Origin of the sequence: Nostoc sp., assembly GCF_036917635.1 — a bacterium.
In the GTDB taxonomy this organism is placed as follows: Bacteria; Cyanobacteriota; Cyanobacteriia; order Cyanobacteriales; family Nostocaceae; genus Nostoc.
Map to the genome: position 1 here is coordinate 1 of NZ_JBALCW010000116.1, position 18,829 is coordinate 18,829.

Genomic DNA, 18,829 nt, shown 5'->3' on the forward strand with positions numbered 1-18,829 from the left:
ACGCTCTAAAGATATTTTGATGATGTATTAATTAAATCATCTTAAATCTGACTAATCCAAGTGTTTTTTTCTTAGTTGTGAGAAATCCGGGTAAAGCCATCTTCAGCAGACAGTTCTCCAAACACTTCAAAATGTTGCATTGGAATAGCTCTTTCTGGAGAAAAACCAGCAATTCCTTCATGTAAAAATTGGGCGTGAGAAGGATCAAAACTACTTTCAACAGAGACAGTATAACCAACAGGAACTTCTGACATAAACCAATCTGTTGCAGAACTATCAAGCTGATATTCTGGCATCACCGCAGGTTGCTTTGAGGCGCTATCTTCAAAAGCAGTAAGACTATTATCTGGCCAGATCCATAATAATCCTTGTAGCACTTGAGTAGGATATGTTGTTACTTGCGATCGCTCACTATTACAAGCCGTTTTTGAAGCCTTTTCATCACTCAACATGGGAATATTTGTACATTTTCCTGTCCCATCAAAACACCAACCATGATGACGACACATTAGATTTCCATTTTCATGGATACTTCCTAAAGATAACTGTGCCAATTTATGGGGGCAAGTATCATCCATTGCTACCCATTTTTGATGTTTATCTCTCCAGATTACCAGCTTTTTACCCAGTAAAGTAATTGCGGTTGGATGAGATAATTCCAGATAGCTGATAGGAGTTATTGGATACCACTGTTTAGTCCAAGAAAAGTTAGTAATCATCAAATTAATGTATTCAACTAAGATTTGAAAATGGTACTGGTTGAGCCTATTTAGAGTAATCGGCTTTTTTTGATTTTGGCTCTACTCCACTTGTCATGCTAAATAAACAGTCTGTAAGAGCCAACAGAGAACAGGGAATAGTGAAAAGAGGCATTATTGAAAAAATTTTGTGAGTTTCAGAGTAGAATTTTCGTTGTATAATCACCTCTCTGACTTTTTTGACCGGAACTTTAGTACAAAAGGTACTGAAGAACCATTAATTTTCACTCTAAATAATAATTGTAGCAACTTCTAAAGAAACTGTTTTGCAGGTTTTTCTCTAAGTATCCCCGCCCGATTCAGTTTTCCATCTGCTCTTGTCGCGCCGGAGATTTCCAAACTCCTAACTCCAAACTCCTAACTCCTAACTCCAAACTCCCCAAGATACTTTTGCAATAAACCAATGACAACTTCTGGTATTTCCAAATGAGGTAATACTCCTGCATCTGCGATCGCATAAAAATCTCGAATTGCACTTGGATTTAAATTTGCCAAGCGTTGTCCTAATTTGACGCTGGTAAATTGTGCCTTTTCTCCCCAAAAAATGACGGTGGGAATTGTCAGTTGTTTAATATATAAACTCAAATCAAAGTAAAGCTCGCCCCGCAAAAATGACAAAGCGGCAAACTTGGCATTAGGCTGTTGTGCAGAGGTTAAATAAGCCTCCACCATTTCTTGAGATACTCGTTGTGATTTAGCAAACAGAAAACTTTGTAAAAAATTTCGGACTGCAATTTCATTTTCAGCACCAAGCATATAAATAAAATTGTCCAGCAGAGGCGCATTGATTACCGAAAGCGGAAGTCTGCGTCCAGCACCCTGACCAAAATCATCAAATCCAGAGGGGGACACCAAAAACAGTGCTTTGAATAAATTGGGTTGAACAATAGCTAGACGGATAGCAAAAGCGGCTGTTAGAGACGAGGCTACCACCGTCACAGGTTGACGACAAGTTTCAATGATAAACTCTGCGATCGTGCTGAGATAATCCCTAATTTTATAATCCCGGACTGGATGAGCCGATTCTCCCCAGCCGATTAGATCGGGAGCTAAAATGCGGTAATTAGAGGCAAAAGCCGGATAAACTTTAGACCATTCATACGCAGACGCCCCACCACCAAAGTTATGCAGAAACAGTAGTGGAGGTAAATCTTCAGTATCAGCGATGGCTCCGCCAACGCCAGGAGCGATCGCCCAAGGTGCATTCGTTTGGGTATAGTAAACCATTGCCCCCAACGATGTATGGATAAGTTTATGTCCAAAGCCAGGAGGTTGAAACTGAAGCATAAAATTAAAAAGTATAGTTTAATAGCACTTTACCCGAAGGCCAAATTACAAGGTATAAAGTCAAGCTTACCGATAAATATCAGAGTAAGTATTTTTGTCTTCTAAGCTATTTCATATTTAATTCGCATCCAATTCATCCTTGCTTTTGATTACTATCTCCTGTGATTTGAACAAGTTGATTGAGGTTATCGCCACTAATATGATAAGCTGCCCCAAAACCAACTACAAAACGGCCTTCACTCGGAGTTAGCTGGAAAATCCGAAAGTCAGACAAGCCTCGCAGAACCTCGATAATTTCACCAAACCGCCCTTGAAATTGCTCAACAATTTGATTCCACTTCTCAGTTTCACGCTCTATCAAATTTGCTGTACAATCAAAACTCAAACGACGACGGGCAAAAATTAGATTACTCTTAGCTTCATCCTCGATAAACAAGACATTAACATGAGGATTGGCATAGAGATTTTTGGTATGAGTTGAAAGACCACTGACGTAAATATAGATGTTTTTGGAATCATCTATTACAAAGGGAGCATAACTAGCATTGGGTATTGCCTGTGCATTCACGGTACTAATGATTACACTCTCCAATTCTTCTGGAAACTTTTCGTACTCAGCTTGAATGTTTTCAAGTTGGCTCATAAGTAAATTGCCGTTTAATTAGTAACAATTAATTATTGTAACGTGATTGAGGATGTCTACGACGGTCTGTTTGGTGTCGCATGGGTGCAAAAGCTTGGAATACAATTATGCGTGAATGCATGACTTCCACCTTGCGGTAGTATGCGTATTCCGCATTTTTTTTGGGAATTCTAATAAAGAATCAGAAGGTAAAGCACCATGACAGACAACCAAAATCAACCCAGAGATTATGATGCAGTGTTGGGAGGACAATCCCCGCCTCCTGTGGATGGAGTAATTTTAGGAGGAATTGAGGGAGTTAAACGTTGTTTATCAAATCCTGTGACTCAAGTGCGGGTTGCTGCACTTAGCGAAGCCTTGAAATATGGCGATGCAGGGTTGGATGTATTAATTCAAGGATTGCAAGATAAATCTAGGTTGGTGCAGCGTTTTGCTTATCGACTATTGCGCCAAAAAGTAGAACCGCAAGTTAAACAAGCCCTGCAAGCATATACACCTTGGAACTTGGAAGAGAGATTTACTGAGTATCAAGGTTATCATGTTACTCAATTTGCTAATCGGCAAGTTGTAGAATTCGATGCAAATATAGGTATTGTTGAACCTGTTAACAATGCTTATGCTCTCAGGTTTGAGGATGATAGTTATGATAATTTACCTAGTAAACTTAGTAGACTTCTGCAAGAACCCAACGCCGACAAATTAGAAGCTTTAGTGTTTGGTTTGTGGGCAGAACCATCAGAGAGTGATTCAAGTAGTATTGTCCAAGCTTTAGTTGATGCTAAAAAACGTCTAACTAATCTCAAAGCTGTTTTCATCGGTGATATTACTTCTGAAGATTCCGAAATTTCTTGGATTCAACAAAGTAATATAAGTCCGATTTTGAAAGCTTATCCTAAACTCAACTTTTTGCAAGTTCGTGGAGGAGATGGTTTACAATTTAGTCCGCCGATACGACATAATCACCTCAAAGCCTTGATTGTTGAAACTGGGGGGTTAAGTCGGAATACTGTTGCACAAATTTGTAATATGAATCTGCCAGCATTGGAACATTTGGAATTATGGTTTGGTAGTGAAGATTACGGTGGAAACTGTTGGGTTGAAGATTTAAATCAGATTGTTTTTGAAGAAAAATTTCCCAATTTGGTTTATTTAGGATTACGCAATAGCCAATTTAGCGATGAAATAGTCAGCGTTATTGTAGGTTCTCCACTTATTGATTCTATCTGCGTACTTGACCTTTCAATGGGAACGGTGAGTGATGCTGGTGCGGAAGAATTGCTGAATTGTTCGGCGATAAATAATCTTGATATTCTCAATATTTCAGAAAACTTTTTATCTCAGGAAATGATTGATAAATTTTCTGGGTTAGATGTGCGTGTTTTGGCAAGTAATCAGAAGGAAGAAGATGAGGATAGTTATATCCACGGTCGCTATTGTTCTGTTGCAGAGTGAACTTTAGTATCAGGCGACTGGAAGTCGCGGCTACACAGACAAAACCCCCATGCATGGGTTAAAAAACTTTCTCTTAGTAAGTTCAATTTTAACTATGAATAACAATTCAAATAAACCCGGAGAATTTGACGCGGTACTTGGTGGAGAACAGCAAAATGAAAACTACAGCCTAGTTTTAGGAGGAATTGAAGGAATTAAAAATCGTCTAAATAGCGAAGATGATGAAGTCAGAAGTGCAGCGCTTGAAGATGCACTGAAATATGGTAATGCAGGAATAGATTTAATTATTGAGGCGTTATATGACCCTTCAGAAGAAATACACGATCGTGCTATTTTGTTACTACACAAAGGTGGTACTAAAGGCAAGGAAGCATTACTATATTATGACCCTTGGTTAGTTCTGACTACATTTCAAGATTGGGAAGATTACTATTATGACAGAATTAATGACCCAAGAGGTCAGGCATATTGTCTATATAATGAAAACTATGTAAATAGTAAAAATAAATTATCGCGCTTCCTTCAAGATCCGAAAGCTAAAGATATAGAAGCAATCAAGTTTCAAGCTTACTACAAAGATCCGAATTGCAAAATCGCCTTTAAAGATTTTGCTGACACACTTGTTAATGCTCGTGAATTGCTTACGAGTTTGAAAGCGTTATTAATTGGAGATTGCTGCGATCTCATCAATATCAAATATAGAGAATCAAATATCAAGGTATGTAGTATTTATCCTCTATTAAAATCCTATCCTTACTTAGAATTACTTCATATCCGGGGTCGAATGCTTGAGGAAGATATTCTCAAGCCTGAACTAAAAATACTACAAGTTCGCAACTTTCAAAATAATTCTATTATTCCTATAAAGCCTTTAAAACATGAGAATTTAAAAAGTTTGATTGTTGATGCTGATGGGATATCTGATAGTAATCTTGCGAAAATTTGCAATTTAAATTTACCATCTCTAGAATACTTTGAACTATGGCTAAATAGAAGCGATTTAAGGAACATCAATATCGATAGTTTAGCACCTATGCTTTCGGGTGATTCGTTCCCTAAGTTGATATACCTGGCGGTGAGAAAATGTGGAAACATGAGCGAAGTTGCTCACGCTATTGTTAATTCTCCAATTATGGAAAATCTGAAGGTACTTGAGTTAACAGATGGAAATATAGGTAATGGAAGTGCTTTGTTAAACTCTCCAGTAATTAATCGTCTACATACTCTCAATGTTTCTGGGAATCGTTTATCTAAAAATATAATTGAGCAACTTTCTAAGTTAAAATGTCGAGTAATTGCAGATTCTCAGTTTGGCGATCGCTATTACTCAGTCTGGGAATAAATTAAGAAAATATTACAACATTATCTAAGATGAACAACAATCCAAATCAACCAAGAGAATATGATGCAGTGCTTGGTGGAGAAGTACCACCACCAGTTAGCGGTGTAGTTTTAGGCGGACTTGAGGGGGTAAGAAGTAGGTTACAAAGTTCGGTAGTTGAAGTGCAAATGGCTGCACTTTCTGAAGCGTTAAATTACGGTGAAGTGGGTTTAGACTTAATGATTGATGCTTTGAAACATTCTTCGCTTTATGTGCAGCGAAATGCTGCAAAAATATTAAAAGCAACTGGGGAAGATAAAGCCAATAAAGCATTATTACAGTATGACTATAATTTGCTTTTTACTAAATTAGAAGATTGGGAAAACCAAGAAATTAATCATCAAACAAATACTGTTGAACAGGTTAGCAATGCTTACATTGTAACGATTCCGTACAGTGGAAATACAAAACAAAAATAACAATAGACAGTTTATTTTAGCTTATTCTGAAAAAGCCTCATACTGGTCATATTGAAGCTTTACAATGTAAGTACGGAAGACATACTTCTGGAGAGCTTGTTATTAATGCATTGGTCAATGCGAATGAAGAACTAAAAAATCTGAAAGCTGTGTATGTTGGAGATATGCATGATTATGAATACAAGACTTCTGATGCACAATTAAGTAACATGAGTCCTCTTTTAAAGGCTTATCCTAAATTAGAAGTATTACAAGTTCGTGGCTTTGGATATCATTCTGATTGCGGTTTGGCTTTTGAACCGTTACGACATGAACATCTCAAATCTCTTATTCTTGAGACTGGCTATATGCTATGTAATAAAATTATTGACCAGATTTGTCAGCTTGATTTGCCAGAGGTTGAGTATTTAGAATTATGGTTAGGTAATGATGAAAATTATTCTCAACGACTTTATTATCAAGATGAGAATGAAGAGGATTTCCGCAGTAACATCGCATATTCGTCTCTTAGTAATTTGATACCAATTATTTCTGGTAAAGCTTTTCCTAAACTTAAATATCTAGGTTTACGTAGTGCTAGCTATTCTGACGCGATCGCAAAGACAATAGTAGAATCTACACTGCTTGAAAAGCTACTAGTACTAGATATTTCAATGGGGACTTTAACTGAGCAAGGAGCAGAAGCTTTATTTAACTGTCCGAAAATAAATCAGCTTCATACTCTTAATGTATCAATGAATTTTTTATCTACAACAATGATTGAAAAATTATCCAATTTAAAATGCAGGGTAGTTGCAGAACCACAAGCTGACAGTGCAGAGTATCGCTACTACACTTTATCTGAATAAAGGGGATATAAGAGACAACACAATGCTTAATTTCATCCTCATCGCCAACCCCGAAAACCGCCGTGTCGGTTTCCTCCAACAAGCGCTAACCCATTTCAACTTACCACCAGTCACGGTAGTAGATTACGCAGACTTAATTTCAGGTAAACAAACTCTCGAACAATTCAACACACCCAATACTATTATCCGGTTTGACTCTCCAGAAAAAAACTTTGATGTTGATAAAGCCATCATTGCAGAAGGGAGTAGGGAAATTTTTTCTACTTCCAATCATCAACGTATCAGTGCAGAAGCAGCGACAAAATTAGAATTTGACAAAGGACTCATCCTCTATCCGCGACAGTGGTATTTAGGCTGGCGGTATCTATTGCAAAAATGGGAAACACAACTTACTCCCCTTCTCACAAATGGCGAGTTTATGAACCATCCCCAAGATATCGCAGTGATGTTTGACAAACCAGCTTGTCACGAAAGATTCAGCCGTCATAATATCCCCGTTCCGCGATCGCTAGGAAAAATCCACAACTACCAACATTTACGCGAACAAATGCAAATTCAGGGAATAGAACGAGTATTCGTCAAACTTTCCCACGGTTCCGCCGCTTCTGGTGTCGTTGCTTACCGAACAAATTCGCGTTTTGAATCAGCTATTACCACCGTTGAACGAGTGCGAGAAAATGGGCAAACTCTGCTTTACAACTCTCGAAAAATTAGGCACTATACCCACCGCGAAGAAGTCGCTGATATCATCAACATCTTAACAGCAGAAGGCGTACAAGTTGAAGAATGGCTACCCAAAGCACATTTACAAGGATGCGGGTTTGATGTGCGGGTGGTGGTTATCAATGGTGAAGCACAGCACATCGTTGTTCGTCTTGGTAAAAGTCCCATGACAAATTTGCATTTGGGGAATGAACGGGGAAATAGTGAGGAATTTTTAGCAAAAGTTGGTGGAGAAAATTGGGAGGTGATGAAGCGAACTTGTGAACAAGCAGCAGGGTTATTTCCTAATAGTTTATCCGACTTTCCGCACTTCATCGTGTAATATGCGTAGATTTCCCATAGGTGGAAAAAAATGGTTAAATCAACAACATAAATCGCCAATGGTATTCAATATTAATACTTAATAATTTGAACATTATTAGGAATTTTTATTGAAAAGATAGATAATACATTTTGAAGTGCGGAATGTGGGTTTATATTGTGGAGTTGATTTATTGATTTTACCTGATTGGAAAACTCATGTGATTTTAGAAATTAATGCTTTTGGTGATTTATTACCGGGTATTTTGTGGAATGGAATGGATACCTATACGAGTGGAGTTAAGGCAGTTTTGGAACGAACCACAGAGACACAGAGAACACAGAGAGAATAAAGAAATATTTTTATGAGCAGATAAATTTCTCGCTACTCTCTCCGCCTCTGCGTGAACCTAATATCTATCTGGCTAAAAGTTATCAACTTTAATTTTTCCTCGCTATGTTCAATATGAATCAAATCGTCGGAACCCACGATATCTTATTTATCACCTTGGATACATTGCGTTATGACGTAGCCAAAGATTTACTCGCACAAAAACGCACTCCAAACTTAGCAAAAGCACTCCCTAAAACAGGCTGGGAAGAACGACATTCACCCGGAAATTTCACTTACGCTTCTCATCATGCGTTTTTCGCCGGCTTTTTACCTACACCTGTAACGCCTGAAATTCACCCCCGTCTTTTTGCTTTGGGATTTGAAGGAAGTACCACTACATCTGATACAACTTGTGTTTTAGATAGCTCAAATATTGTTAGTGGATTAGTTGCAAAGAGATATCATACAGTTTGCATTGGTGGTGTTGGTTTTTTCAACAAACGCAACCCTTTAGGTAATGTAATTCCCTCAATGTTTGCTGAAAGTTATTGGAGTCCAGAATTAGGAGTTACTAACCCCGAATCTACAGAAAATCAGGTAAATCTGGCGCGAAAAATTTTAGAAGAAACGCCAAATAATCAACGTATATTTTTATTTATAAATATTTCTGCTCTACATCAACCAAATTATTTCTATCTTCCCGATGCAAAAGATAAAATCGATACCATTGAATCTCACGCCGCCGCTTTGGAATACGTCGATCGCCAATTAGCCCAACTCTGGAATATTATACGACAAAGGCATTCTACTTTTTGCATTCTGTGTTCTGACCACGGGACAACTTATGGTGAAGATGGTTACACTGGACATCGACTTAGCCATCCTGTGGTTTGGACTGTTCCCTATGCAGAGTTTATTTTATGAAAACTCCCGCAGAGGTGCAGAGTTCTAAATTCTTTTAAATCTTATGCTGACAATCCAAAATCTAAAATCCAAAATTGCCCAGTCTCCTTATCAAGCATACGTCTATTCTTACCCCCACAAAACAGCTTACCGTCCCCTCACTCCACCTGTGTATCTCCCAGAACTTTGGGCGCAGCAAGATAGACAAGCGCTATTTCTCTACATACACATACCATTTTGTGAAATGCGTTGTGGGTTCTGCAACCTGTTTACCACAGTCAGCCACAATGAAGATTTTATGAGTCAATATGTGCGTACAGTACAGCGACAGGCGCAACGGATGAAAGCGGTGTTGGGTGATGCGTCATTTGCTAGGTTCGCTATTGGTGGCGGAACTCCCACCCAATTACCGATTCAGCATCTCGAAACTATTCTCAATATTGCTGAAAATACGATGGGTGCAAGGTTACAAAAAATTCCTATTTCTGTAGAAGTTTCGCCAGAAACCGCAACTGAGGATAAGTTAAAGTTGTTGCGATCGCACGCCGTCGATCGTGTTAGTATTGGTGTCCAAAGCTTCATCGATTCGGAAGTCTTAGCCACCCAGCGCCGTCAATCTACTACCCAAGTAGAAGCAACCCTGACAAGGATAAAAGAGATTGGATTTCCCACTCTGAATATTGATTTGATTTACGGTTTACCCGGACAAACAGTAAATACTTGGTTGCAATCAATACAAGCTACTTTACGTTTTCAACCAGAAGAAATTTATCTATATCCATTGTACGTGCGATCGCTCACAGGTTTGGGACGCACAGATCGAGAATGGGACGATATTCGTTTAGCTTGTTATCGGGAAGGGCGATCGCTATTATTGTCAGAAGGATATACGCAAGTTTCCATGCGGATGTTTCGACGGCTGGAAGAAGGACAAGGTATCAATCTTTCTCCCTCATCCCCCGTCTACTGCTGTCAAGCCGACGGGATGATTGGTTTAGGTTGTGGCGCACGTTCCTACACCGATACTTTGCACTACTCCAACGAATATGCAGTGGGAGCAAAAGGAATCACCGAGATTTTACAAGCGTATATTCAAACAGCAGATGAGTCATTTGACTACGCGCACTATGGTTTTCAACTAAATGCTGAAGAACAACGTCGGCGGTATATTTTGTTATCTTTGCTTTCCGACGAAGGACTGAATTGTGCTAGTTATCGCCAGCAATTTGGTAGTGAAGTCTATGCTGATTTTCCAGAATTATCGGAATTATTAGTTTTGAATTTGGCGATAAAAGATGAGGATATTTTGCAGTTAACTGAATTTGGCATTGAGCGTTCTGACACTATTGGCGCGTGGTTATTTTCTGAGAAAGTGCAGGAATTAATGCAGGATTATGAGTTGAAATAGTGTGGTTTTAAAAAGATTTGTAGAGAAGCGATTAATCACGTTTATACAGATATTTACATTACATCTACCGTTGGAGAAAATATGACAAACAATCAAAATCAACCCAGAGAATTTGATGCAGTACTCGGAGGAGAAGCACCGCCACCAGTACAAGGTGCTGTATTAGGCGGGATTGAAGGTGTTAAAAGACGTTTATCAAGTTCCAATATTGAAGCGAAAATTGCAGCTGTAAGTGAAGCATTAAACTATGGCAATGCAGGATTATATTTGCTAATTGAAGCTTTAAAAAATAAATCTAGGAAAGTACAAAGAGTAGCATTGAAAATTTTAAAGGATATAGAAGATCCTCAAGTAGAATTAGCTTTAAAAAATTACAAATTCTGGAGAAGTTTGGAGAAAAGTTACAGTATTCCTTGTGGTTATTCAACTACATTCGCTAACCGGAAAGTGATTGAATTTGATCCTACCACTAAGATTAGTGACACAGTTGATATAGCTTACGCTTTAAGGATTATCCCAGCAGAAAGCTATGGGAAACCCGTTATGAGTAGTGTAGACAAGCTGCAAATATTGTTGCAAAGTCCTCTTGCTAATCAGATTGAAGCTTTGGTATTCGGATTGTGGTACACAAGTTCTTTAGAAGATTACACTTTCCGTCCTGTTATGGATGCATTACTTAATGCTCATGAACAACTTAGTAACATTAAAGCTTTATTTATAGGAGACGTTAATGATTATGAATTGGGTTACTTGCCACTTGTATACAGTAATTTCAGTTATATTTTGTTAGCTTATCCACAATTAGAAGTATTAAAGATTCGCTGCAATAGTTCTTCCAGGTATTATAAATACTTAACCGGGCTACAATTCATTCCAGCTAGACATGAAAATTTGAAACCAATTATTATCGAGTCACATGCATTTTCCCATTATGATGTGCTTGATGAAATTTGCGAACTAGAATTACCAGCCTTGGAATACCTTGAATTATGGTTGGGATCAAGTAATTGGGCGTATGACTTTGTTATTAAATTCATCACAGATTGTCCTTATATATTTCCAAATCTTAAATATTTAGGATTACGTGATTGTAACTTTTCAGATGAATTGGCTTGTGCTATAGTAGATTCTCCAATTATTGAAAATTTACTGGAACTAGACCTTTCAGTTGGAAACTTAGGATACAAGGGTGCAGAATGTTTACTTAATTGTCCATCTATTCGTCAACTAGATACTCTTGATATTACTGATAATTATTTAACTGATGAGATAATTAAAGAATTTAATCAATTTGACATTGAAGTTATTTCCGAGAGACAAAAAACACCAGATAGATATTATTCTGCCTGCGAATAATCAAATTTAACTAATATTCAACAATAACTATTACTATGCAAATCACTATCCTCTATCGCGGTTCTTTAATCAGTTGTAACTACGGCTGTGAATATTGCCCATTTGCTAAACGCCAACAAACAGCCGCCGAATTGGCAATTGATCAACAATCTTTAGAACGGTTTGTCAATTGGATTTCCCAACATCCCCAACATCAATTCTCAATTATGTTTACCCCTTGGGGAGAAGCCTTAATCCATTCTTGGTATCAGCAAACACTGATAAAATTAACGCATTTGCCCAATGTTAATAAAGCTGCAATTCAAACTAATCTCTCTTGTCAGCTTGATTGGGTAGAGGAATGTAACAAAGATAAATTGGCACTTTGGGCAACTTTTCATTCAGAATGGGTGTCACGCGATCGCTTCTTAGCAAAATGCCTTAATCTAGACAACAAAAATGTCAAATTTAGCGTGGGAGTTGTCGGTTTTCCCAAGTTTCAAGCGGAAATAGCAGCTTTACGTCAGGAGTTACCAAACCACGTTTATTTGTGGATTAATGCTGTCAAGGCAGAACTTCCTAATTTATCACCAGAAAATCGAGAATTCTTTCAATCTATTGATCCATTATATGAATTAAATACTCATCATTATCCTAGCTTTGGGCATTCTTGTCGGGCTGGAAAATCGGTGATTTCTATTGATGGTGACGGGACAATGTATCGATGTCATTTTATTAAAGCAGCAATTGGTAATATTTATGATTCTACTTGGGAAGCAGCTTTGTTTGAACAACCTTGCAGCAACCAAACTTGTCACTGTCATATTGGTTACGTTCATCTGGAATATTTAGAAATGAATAAGGTATTTGGGTCTGGAATTTTAGAAAGAATTCCTGATAATTGGGTTCATCAAAGTTGTATTAATGCAATATAGCGTTTACTAATCACATGAGGATATAGTATTAATTAAGACTAACTTATTACTAGTTTGTAATAGTCTATTTATGAGCAATTTTCATCAACATGGAAAAGAAGACGGAACTAATAGCAGCGAGAATCGGCAATACGCCTCCTTAGTAGAACAACTTGATTTGATGATTCGGGCAAGGTATCCCTTACTGTATGTGATTACCGTTGAAGAAGAACCTGTGGAAGAAGTGTTGCAGCAAGTTGCATCGCGTTCTGTGCCAAAACGACAGCTTTTATTTTGGGATATTGTGCGGGGTTGGAGTGATAATGGTGCAGATAAAGGTTCGGTGATGGCGGCGTTAGGGCGAATTGGCAAAGCTGATGCCCAAACACCTGCAATGTTTGTATTGCGGGATTTGCATCCATTTGTGAAAAACCCGACTACCGAAAAGAATGCCCCGATTGTGCGGGAATTACGAAACTTGACGCGGGAGTTAAAGCGATCGCGTAAAATTATCATCACCACCAGCCATACTTTAGAACTTCCCGACGAGTTACTGCAAGAAGTGACAGTAGTGGATTTTCCCTTACCTAGCGTTGGCGAAATAGATAATTTAATCCAACAGTTAGTAGTACCAGATAAGTTAAATGTTTCCGGTTTAGCGCGGGAACAGTTAGTTAAAGCCTGTCAAGGTTTAAGTCGCACCCGAATTTCTAGGGTGTTGGCAAAAGCTTTAGCTGCTAAACAGCAGGTAAATGAGTCTGACATTGACGGCGTATTAGAAGAGAAAAAGCAAGCAATCCGACAAACTGGGATTTTAGAATTTTTCACACCCCAAGAATCACTCAAACGAGTTGGTGGATTAGATCAACTCAAACAATGGGTACTAATACGCCAAGATGCTTTTACCGAAGAAGCCAGACGCTACGGTATTCCTAACCCCAAAGGGATGTTACTTGTGGGTATTCAAGGAACAGGTAAATCTCTCTGGGCCAAGACAATAGCCCATGAATGGCGCTTACCTTTATTAAGATTAGATTCTGGGCGTTTATTTGGTGGGATTGTCGGCGAAAGCGAAAGCCGCGTGCGTCAAATGATTCAGTTAACTGAAGCAATGGCACCGTGCGTTTTGTGGATTGATGAAATTGATAAAGCCTTTGGTAATATTACCAGTAACATTGATGGGGATTCGGGGACATCGCGCCGCGTATTTGGCAGTTTGATTACCTGGATGCAAGAGAAAACCGCGAGTGTGTTTATTGTCGCCACGGCAAATAATGTCAAAATATTACCAGCCGAGTTGTTGCGAAAAGGAAGATTTGATGAAATTTTCTTTTTGAATCTACCTACAGAAGCCGAACGACAAGAGATTTTTAAAGTGCATTTGCAACGCTTACGCCCGAATCGGCTGCGAGAATTTAACTTAGCTTTGTTAGCCAAACAAAGTCTCAACTTTAGCGGTGCGGAAATTGAGCAGGTAATCGTTGATGCCATGCACCAAGCATTTTCCACAAGAGTGGAGGGACAGCGCCGAGACTTTAATACAGAGGATATTTTACAGGCTGTAGCGCAGACAGTACCCTTAGCTGCGATCGCATCTGAACAAATTGAAGCATTAAAGCAATGGGCAGCACAAGCCGGTGCAAGAACCGCCTCCAATGATGTGCTGTTGGTAGAAGAATTAAAACAATACTCAAGCGAACAAGGAATAGGCCCTTTAGAAGTCGATTAAAATAGAAAAAATACGTGTTTCCTACGCCTTGTTTTTTAATCCAAAATCTCAAATCAAAAATTGGTATTATGTCTCATTTCACAACTATCAAAGTCCAAATCAAACACGGTGAAATTCTGCATCAAGTGTTGCAAGAATTAAACTATCAAGTTGAATGTAACACCAATGTACGCGGATATCAAGGTAATACGACTCAAGCCGAGTATGTCATTCGCCAGAAGAATGGTTATGATTTAGGTTTTCGCCGCAGTGGTGAAAATTACGAAATAGTTGCCGACTTTTGGGGAGCAAAAATTAATCAACAGCAGTTTGTTAACTCCATCAGCCAAAAATATGCTCATAAAACCTTGATGGCAACGGTGCAAGAACAAGGCTTTAATGTTGAAGACGAAGAAGTTTTAGAAGATGGAACTGTGCGGGTATTAGTAGGGCGTTGGGTGTAAACAATCTTGTGGGGTGGGCATCTTGCCCGCCCTAGATATTAATATTGTTTTTATCTCACGCAGAGGCGCAGAGGCGCAGAGAGAAATACAAGACTGTGGTCTAAATACATGAAAACTCCTGTAATCTACTCTGGTATGCCCCAAATTTTAATAGTTGTATCGGTACTCCCGCTAACAAAATTTTTTCCATCAGGACTAACAGCTATGGAAGTAACACTAGCTGAATGTCCTTCTAAATCGTGAATTGTCTCACCTGTAAGTAAATTCCAAATTCTAATAATACCATTCTTTAAACCACCAAAGAAAGCTTTACCATCCTTACTAACACAAATTGACTGAATATTATTATCTGCTTCTAGGGTAAGCATATAAACTTTCTCTCTTTTTTCTATATCCCAAACATCAACTTTATTTTCTCCTCCAGCAATAGCAATTGTTCCATCTGGACTAATAGCAACACAAGAGAGTCCTGGCTCATAATTATTTAAAGCCAATGTTTCAGTTCCCAGCGTTGCGATTTGTTGTCTTTGCTTCCAGTCCCAAATTTTGATTGCACTATCCACGGAACTACCACTAATTAAAGTTCTCCCATCAATACTAAAGGCAACATAAACCATATTCATTCCCCAAACGTGGCAAGGATGTCCACCCAATTTATAGTATTTTCCTGAATGAGGCTGTTCCCAAAGGTAAATATTTTTATCTTGGCTACCACTAATCAGAGTTCCATCAGGAGCAACAGCAAGGGATAAAACAACATCAGAATGTCCTTTAAGTGTACGAATTTCTTGCTGGTTTTTTAAATTCCAAATTTTTATTTCATTCCAATTATTGGCATACAAATTCTTTCCATCTGGACTGAATGCAAGTGCGTGAGGAGATGATAAACCTTTACCTAATGTGTAAATTAGTTGGCTTGTTTGAATATTCCATAATTTGATAGTTTGATCATGACTCGCACTAGCAATAGTTTCTCCATCGGGACTAAATGCTATTCCATATACATCAGATGTATGTCCCTTTAAAGTAATTAGACATTCAAAAAATTTATAATGGTATGGATTGAAAGCTGCAATAACCTGTTCAAGACCAGCTTCTTTTCTTTTATGTAATAATTTATATGCTACCACTTTTAACTGCACTGATTCATTCTGTAAACTTTGAATGACTAACTCTAAGCCTGCATCCCCATAATTGATAGCTTCAGTGAGTGCAGCGATTTTTGCTTCTAATTTATTACTTAAAAGACGACGCTTAACGCCTTCGATTCCGCCTAGAACTACACCGGAAACTGGAGGTGGTGCTTGTCCACCAAGTACAGCATCATATTCTCGCGGTTGATTGGGATTTTCTGGCATAATTCTCTTCCTCGACTCTAATACCAGTGTTCCCAATTCAGGAAATGCGATCGCATTTATTTGGAATCGCTTTTATATCTGATTCTATGGAACTCGCCATACTTGAATTAATTTCCTAAGATAGGTAACAATAGTCTGTGCATCTGAGCTAATAGCAACATTTGTAGAATGGCACTTGCGGAGTTCAGCAAGAAATTTTTGTGTTTGCGAATTCCAAGTATTCACTCTACCGCTATTAATAAATACTTTTCCATCAGCACTGAAAGCGAAAAAGTTTAATTGGCCACTATCAGCAAATAAAGTATTAACTTGTTTACCAGTTCTTAAATCCCATATTTTAATGGATGTTGGCAATTTATTATCACTAGTTATTAACGTTTGTCCGTTTGGACTAATTGCTAGTGAAACAATAGCATAAGGATGACCATTTACAGATTCATGCCCTACTAAGGTGTAAATCTGATTTCCCGTTCTTAAATCCCATAGTTTAATAGTTTCATCTAAACTAGCGCTTGCTAAAATTTTTACATTTATATTGATAGCAAGGGAAGTTATGTTTTTTGAGTGTCCCTTGATAGTGTAAATATTTTGTTTGGTTTCTAAATCCCAGACGAGAATATTTCCAGCTTCATTACCACTAGCTAAAATTTTGCCATCAGAACTGAGAGCAATAGCGGTAATAGTATTACGCTTTCGAGATTCCCACAATGGTTGTCCGCTAATAACATGACTTAATCGCTCAGTATTGAAATTCCAGATTTCAGTTCTGATAGTATTGTCATGCTGAGAACCACCGATTGCTAAAGTTTGAGCATCGGAACTGAAAGTTAAATGTTTGGGGTAGTCATTCATTCTCGTACCAAACATTTTATTGATGGTACGAAGACTTTTTCCTGTCTTCAAATCCCATTTTTTAAAGTCTATATAAGTACCACCAACAATACTGCCATCGCTTTGAGGTTTTTCATAAGAACTACCCCCAGCATCGCAACACACGAGGGTTTTGCCATCGGGATGAATGGCGATCGCAGCATTATTCCTATTAAGCTCAATTGTATAAACACACTCAAAAAAACGATAGGGATTAAATTCTAAGATTGCCTGTTTTACTTTTAATTCTGAGATATCCCGCAATAATTTATATGCTGCTAACTGTATCCTTTTTGATGGGTCTTTTAAAGCTTGAATTACTAAATCCCAGCCTTCCTGTCTATAGTTAATCAGTTGCGAAAGCGCTGAAACACGGTAATTTTCATCACTACTAGCGAAACTTAGTTTTGCGCCTTCCAATCCTCCTAAAACTACACCATCGACTGGTGGAGGATTTTGTCCGCCAAGTACAGCATCATATTCTCTTGGTTGATTGGTATTTTCTGACATTGTGCTTTTACTTTTGAAACTAGCTTATTTAATTTGCGATCGCTACTATTGGCTTGATAAATTTTGAGCGATCGCTCTTAACCCCTTCATCTAGAAAAGAGGGAAAAACCTTAACTATCTAGCCTCAAACCAAGCTTCTAAATCAGCAGCAGTTGTAAAATCTAGTAAAGCCTCTCCCAAAGTTTCTAACTCAGCCGTTGACAAAGTTTGAATGCGTTCTTGTAATTGCGGATTCACTTCACCTATACGGCGGTTTAGTTGGCGTAAAATCAGCGTCAATTCGCCTTGCTGTATGCCTTGCTGTATACCTTGTCTCATCCAACTGGTGACGATTTGCATAACTCTTTCCTCCTGCTTTGGTTCAATATTAGCAAGTTGTTCTTGAAACATGATTTATTCTTGAGCATTCAAATCGAGATATGTATCAATAAACCCAGAAATTAATTGGATTTGTGCGGGGTTGAGTCCCAAATTCGCTAGCAATTGTAGCGACATTAGCTTTACTGTTGGGCGTTCTTGAACATCAATCTGCATTTTCGCCATCAAAGCGCTAGCTACAGGATTTCTCTGATTGACGAAATCCTGCCATTTTAATTGATTTAGCTGGACAACTTCATAATTAAATTCCAGCACCCGCTTGCTCTGAAAATCCATGCGATAAGAGTTCGGTTCTGGTGTTTGCGGAGAGTCATGAGAATAAATGACTATTGGGTACACTGGGAGGGCATATTTTTCGTGCAGTCGAGCGAAATATGTAAACATTCGCCGATTGAAGTTAGTTTGGGAATAAGATTGATGTTCAGTGTGGATGATAAATAAAGTATCTTGGTTTCTCACTGAGGCTTGCAGAACTATATCAAGTATTTTCCGTTCTCCCTCAGTCACATCTGTAAATATCTCTTGTGGCAAAAACTCTATTGAATCTCGCTCCCAGTAAGCGCTTATCTCTGGAAAAAATAGTTCGATAAACTCTGGGAAGAAGTTAGAAAGCAGTTCTTTAAACAGGCGATCGTGGTCAATCATTTGATGGTTTTTTGAGTAAAATGGCAGTTTTTGTGATAATTTGATACTTATTACTAAATATCTAGGCATAAATAAATTAAAGTTTGTAGTAAGGACTGGGAGCAATGCGATTTTGTGAGATGACTCCACCTGGAGAGCGATCGCTAATCAACTCTTGCGTATGCACTCAATATTTAATACATTAATAATGG

17 protein-coding genes and 1 pseudogene are annotated in these 18,829 nt (G+C 38.2%); 12 read left to right on the forward strand and 6 right to left on the reverse strand.

The genetic code is table 11. The features are described from left to right. Positions 1-71: 71 nt before the first annotated feature. The 3 genes from V7K32_RS28110 to V7K32_RS28120 form a co-directional block, all read right to left on the reverse strand. Positions 72-719, reverse strand: a complete 648-nt coding sequence (locus V7K32_RS28110) for a Rieske 2Fe-2S domain-containing protein (RefSeq protein ID WP_334998152.1) — start codon at positions 717-719, stop codon at positions 72-74. 396 nt (positions 720-1,115) lie between these two features. After that, positions 1,116-2,045 (reverse strand): alpha/beta fold hydrolase, encoded by a 930-nt coding sequence (locus V7K32_RS28115; protein WP_334998154.1) that lies wholly within the window; start codon positions 2,043-2,045, stop codon positions 1,116-1,118. A gap of 133 nt (positions 2,046-2,178) precedes the next feature. Further along, positions 2,179-2,688, reverse strand: coding sequence for a HugZ family pyridoxamine 5'-phosphate oxidase (locus V7K32_RS28120; protein WP_334998156.1), 510 nt, complete (start codon positions 2,686-2,688; stop codon positions 2,179-2,181). A gap of 198 nt (positions 2,689-2,886) precedes the next feature. On the opposite strand from V7K32_RS28120, the gene V7K32_RS28125 reads away from it, so the two are divergent. The 12 genes from V7K32_RS28125 to V7K32_RS28180 all read left to right on the forward strand — a co-directional run bounded on the left by V7K32_RS28125 (position 2,887) and on the right by V7K32_RS28180 (position 14,877). Continuing rightward, positions 2,887-4,140: an STM4015 family protein gene (locus V7K32_RS28125; RefSeq protein WP_334998158.1), complete on the forward strand. Its 1,254-nt coding sequence runs from the start codon at positions 2,887-2,889 to the stop codon at positions 4,138-4,140. Positions 4,141-4,234: 94 nt separating this feature from the next. Beyond that, positions 4,235-5,482 (forward strand): HEAT repeat domain-containing protein, encoded by a 1,248-nt coding sequence (locus tag V7K32_RS28130; RefSeq protein ID WP_334998160.1) that lies wholly within the window; start codon positions 4,235-4,237, stop codon positions 5,480-5,482. 29 nt (positions 5,483-5,511) lie between these two features. Beyond that, positions 5,512-5,940 (forward strand): HEAT repeat domain-containing protein, encoded by a 429-nt coding sequence (locus tag V7K32_RS28135; protein WP_334998162.1) that lies wholly within the window; start codon positions 5,512-5,514, stop codon positions 5,938-5,940. A gap of 164 nt (positions 5,941-6,104) precedes the next feature. Then, complete coding sequence (locus V7K32_RS28140; RefSeq protein WP_334998163.1) at positions 6,105-6,788, forward strand: hypothetical protein; 684 nt, start codon at positions 6,105-6,107, stop codon at positions 6,786-6,788. Positions 6,789-6,810: 22 nt separating this feature from the next. Continuing rightward, positions 6,811-7,833: an STM4014 family protein gene (locus tag V7K32_RS28145; protein ID WP_334998165.1), complete on the forward strand. Its 1,023-nt coding sequence runs from the start codon at positions 6,811-6,813 to the stop codon at positions 7,831-7,833. Between the two features lie 145 nt (positions 7,834-7,978). Next, on the forward strand, positions 7,979-8,164 hold the full coding sequence (locus V7K32_RS28150) for a hypothetical protein (RefSeq protein ID WP_334998167.1): 186 nt from the start codon (positions 7,979-7,981) through the stop codon (positions 8,162-8,164). Positions 8,165-8,277: 113 nt separating this feature from the next. Further along, positions 8,278-9,069, forward strand: a complete 792-nt coding sequence (locus V7K32_RS28155; RefSeq protein WP_334998169.1) for an STM4013/SEN3800 family hydrolase — start codon at positions 8,278-8,280, stop codon at positions 9,067-9,069. 43 nt (positions 9,070-9,112) lie between these two features. Further along, on the forward strand, positions 9,113-10,456 hold the full coding sequence (locus V7K32_RS28160; protein ID WP_334998171.1) for an STM4012 family radical SAM protein: 1,344 nt from the start codon (positions 9,113-9,115) through the stop codon (positions 10,454-10,456). Positions 10,457-10,537: 81 nt separating this feature from the next. Next, positions 10,538-11,812: a HEAT repeat domain-containing protein gene (locus tag V7K32_RS28165; protein ID WP_334998173.1), complete on the forward strand. Its 1,275-nt coding sequence runs from the start codon at positions 10,538-10,540 to the stop codon at positions 11,810-11,812. Between the two features lie 35 nt (positions 11,813-11,847). Further along, on the forward strand, positions 11,848-12,726 hold the full coding sequence (locus tag V7K32_RS28170; protein WP_334998174.1) for an STM4011 family radical SAM protein: 879 nt from the start codon (positions 11,848-11,850) through the stop codon (positions 12,724-12,726). A gap of 70 nt (positions 12,727-12,796) precedes the next feature. Further along, a complete protein-coding gene (locus tag V7K32_RS28175; protein ID WP_442938817.1) occupies positions 12,797-14,434 on the forward strand; it encodes an AAA family ATPase in 1,638 nt (545 codons plus the stop codon). A 68-nt stretch (positions 14,435-14,502) separates the two neighbouring features. After that, entirely contained in the window at positions 14,503-14,877 is a 375-nt protein-coding gene (locus tag V7K32_RS28180; RefSeq protein WP_334998176.1) for a DUF1257 domain-containing protein, read from the forward strand. A 125-nt stretch (positions 14,878-15,002) separates the two neighbouring features. Here V7K32_RS28180 and V7K32_RS28185 read toward each other — a convergent pair whose 3' ends face one another. The 3 genes and pseudogenes from V7K32_RS28185 to V7K32_RS28195 form a co-directional block, all read right to left on the reverse strand. Then, the gene (locus tag V7K32_RS28185; RefSeq protein WP_334998178.1) at positions 15,003-16,235 is read right to left on the reverse strand and encodes a WD40 repeat domain-containing protein; all 1,233 of its coding nucleotides are present in this window, start codon (positions 16,233-16,235) and stop codon (positions 15,003-15,005) included. A gap of 84 nt (positions 16,236-16,319) precedes the next feature. After that, positions 16,320-17,615 (reverse strand): WD40 repeat domain-containing protein, encoded by a 1,296-nt coding sequence (locus tag V7K32_RS28190; RefSeq protein WP_334998180.1) that lies wholly within the window; start codon positions 17,613-17,615, stop codon positions 16,320-16,322. Between the two features lie 114 nt (positions 17,616-17,729). Continuing rightward, positions 17,730-18,638 (reverse strand): annotated as a pseudogene (locus V7K32_RS28195) (Rpn family recombination-promoting nuclease/putative transposase). Between the last annotated feature and the right edge of the window lie 191 nt (positions 18,639-18,829).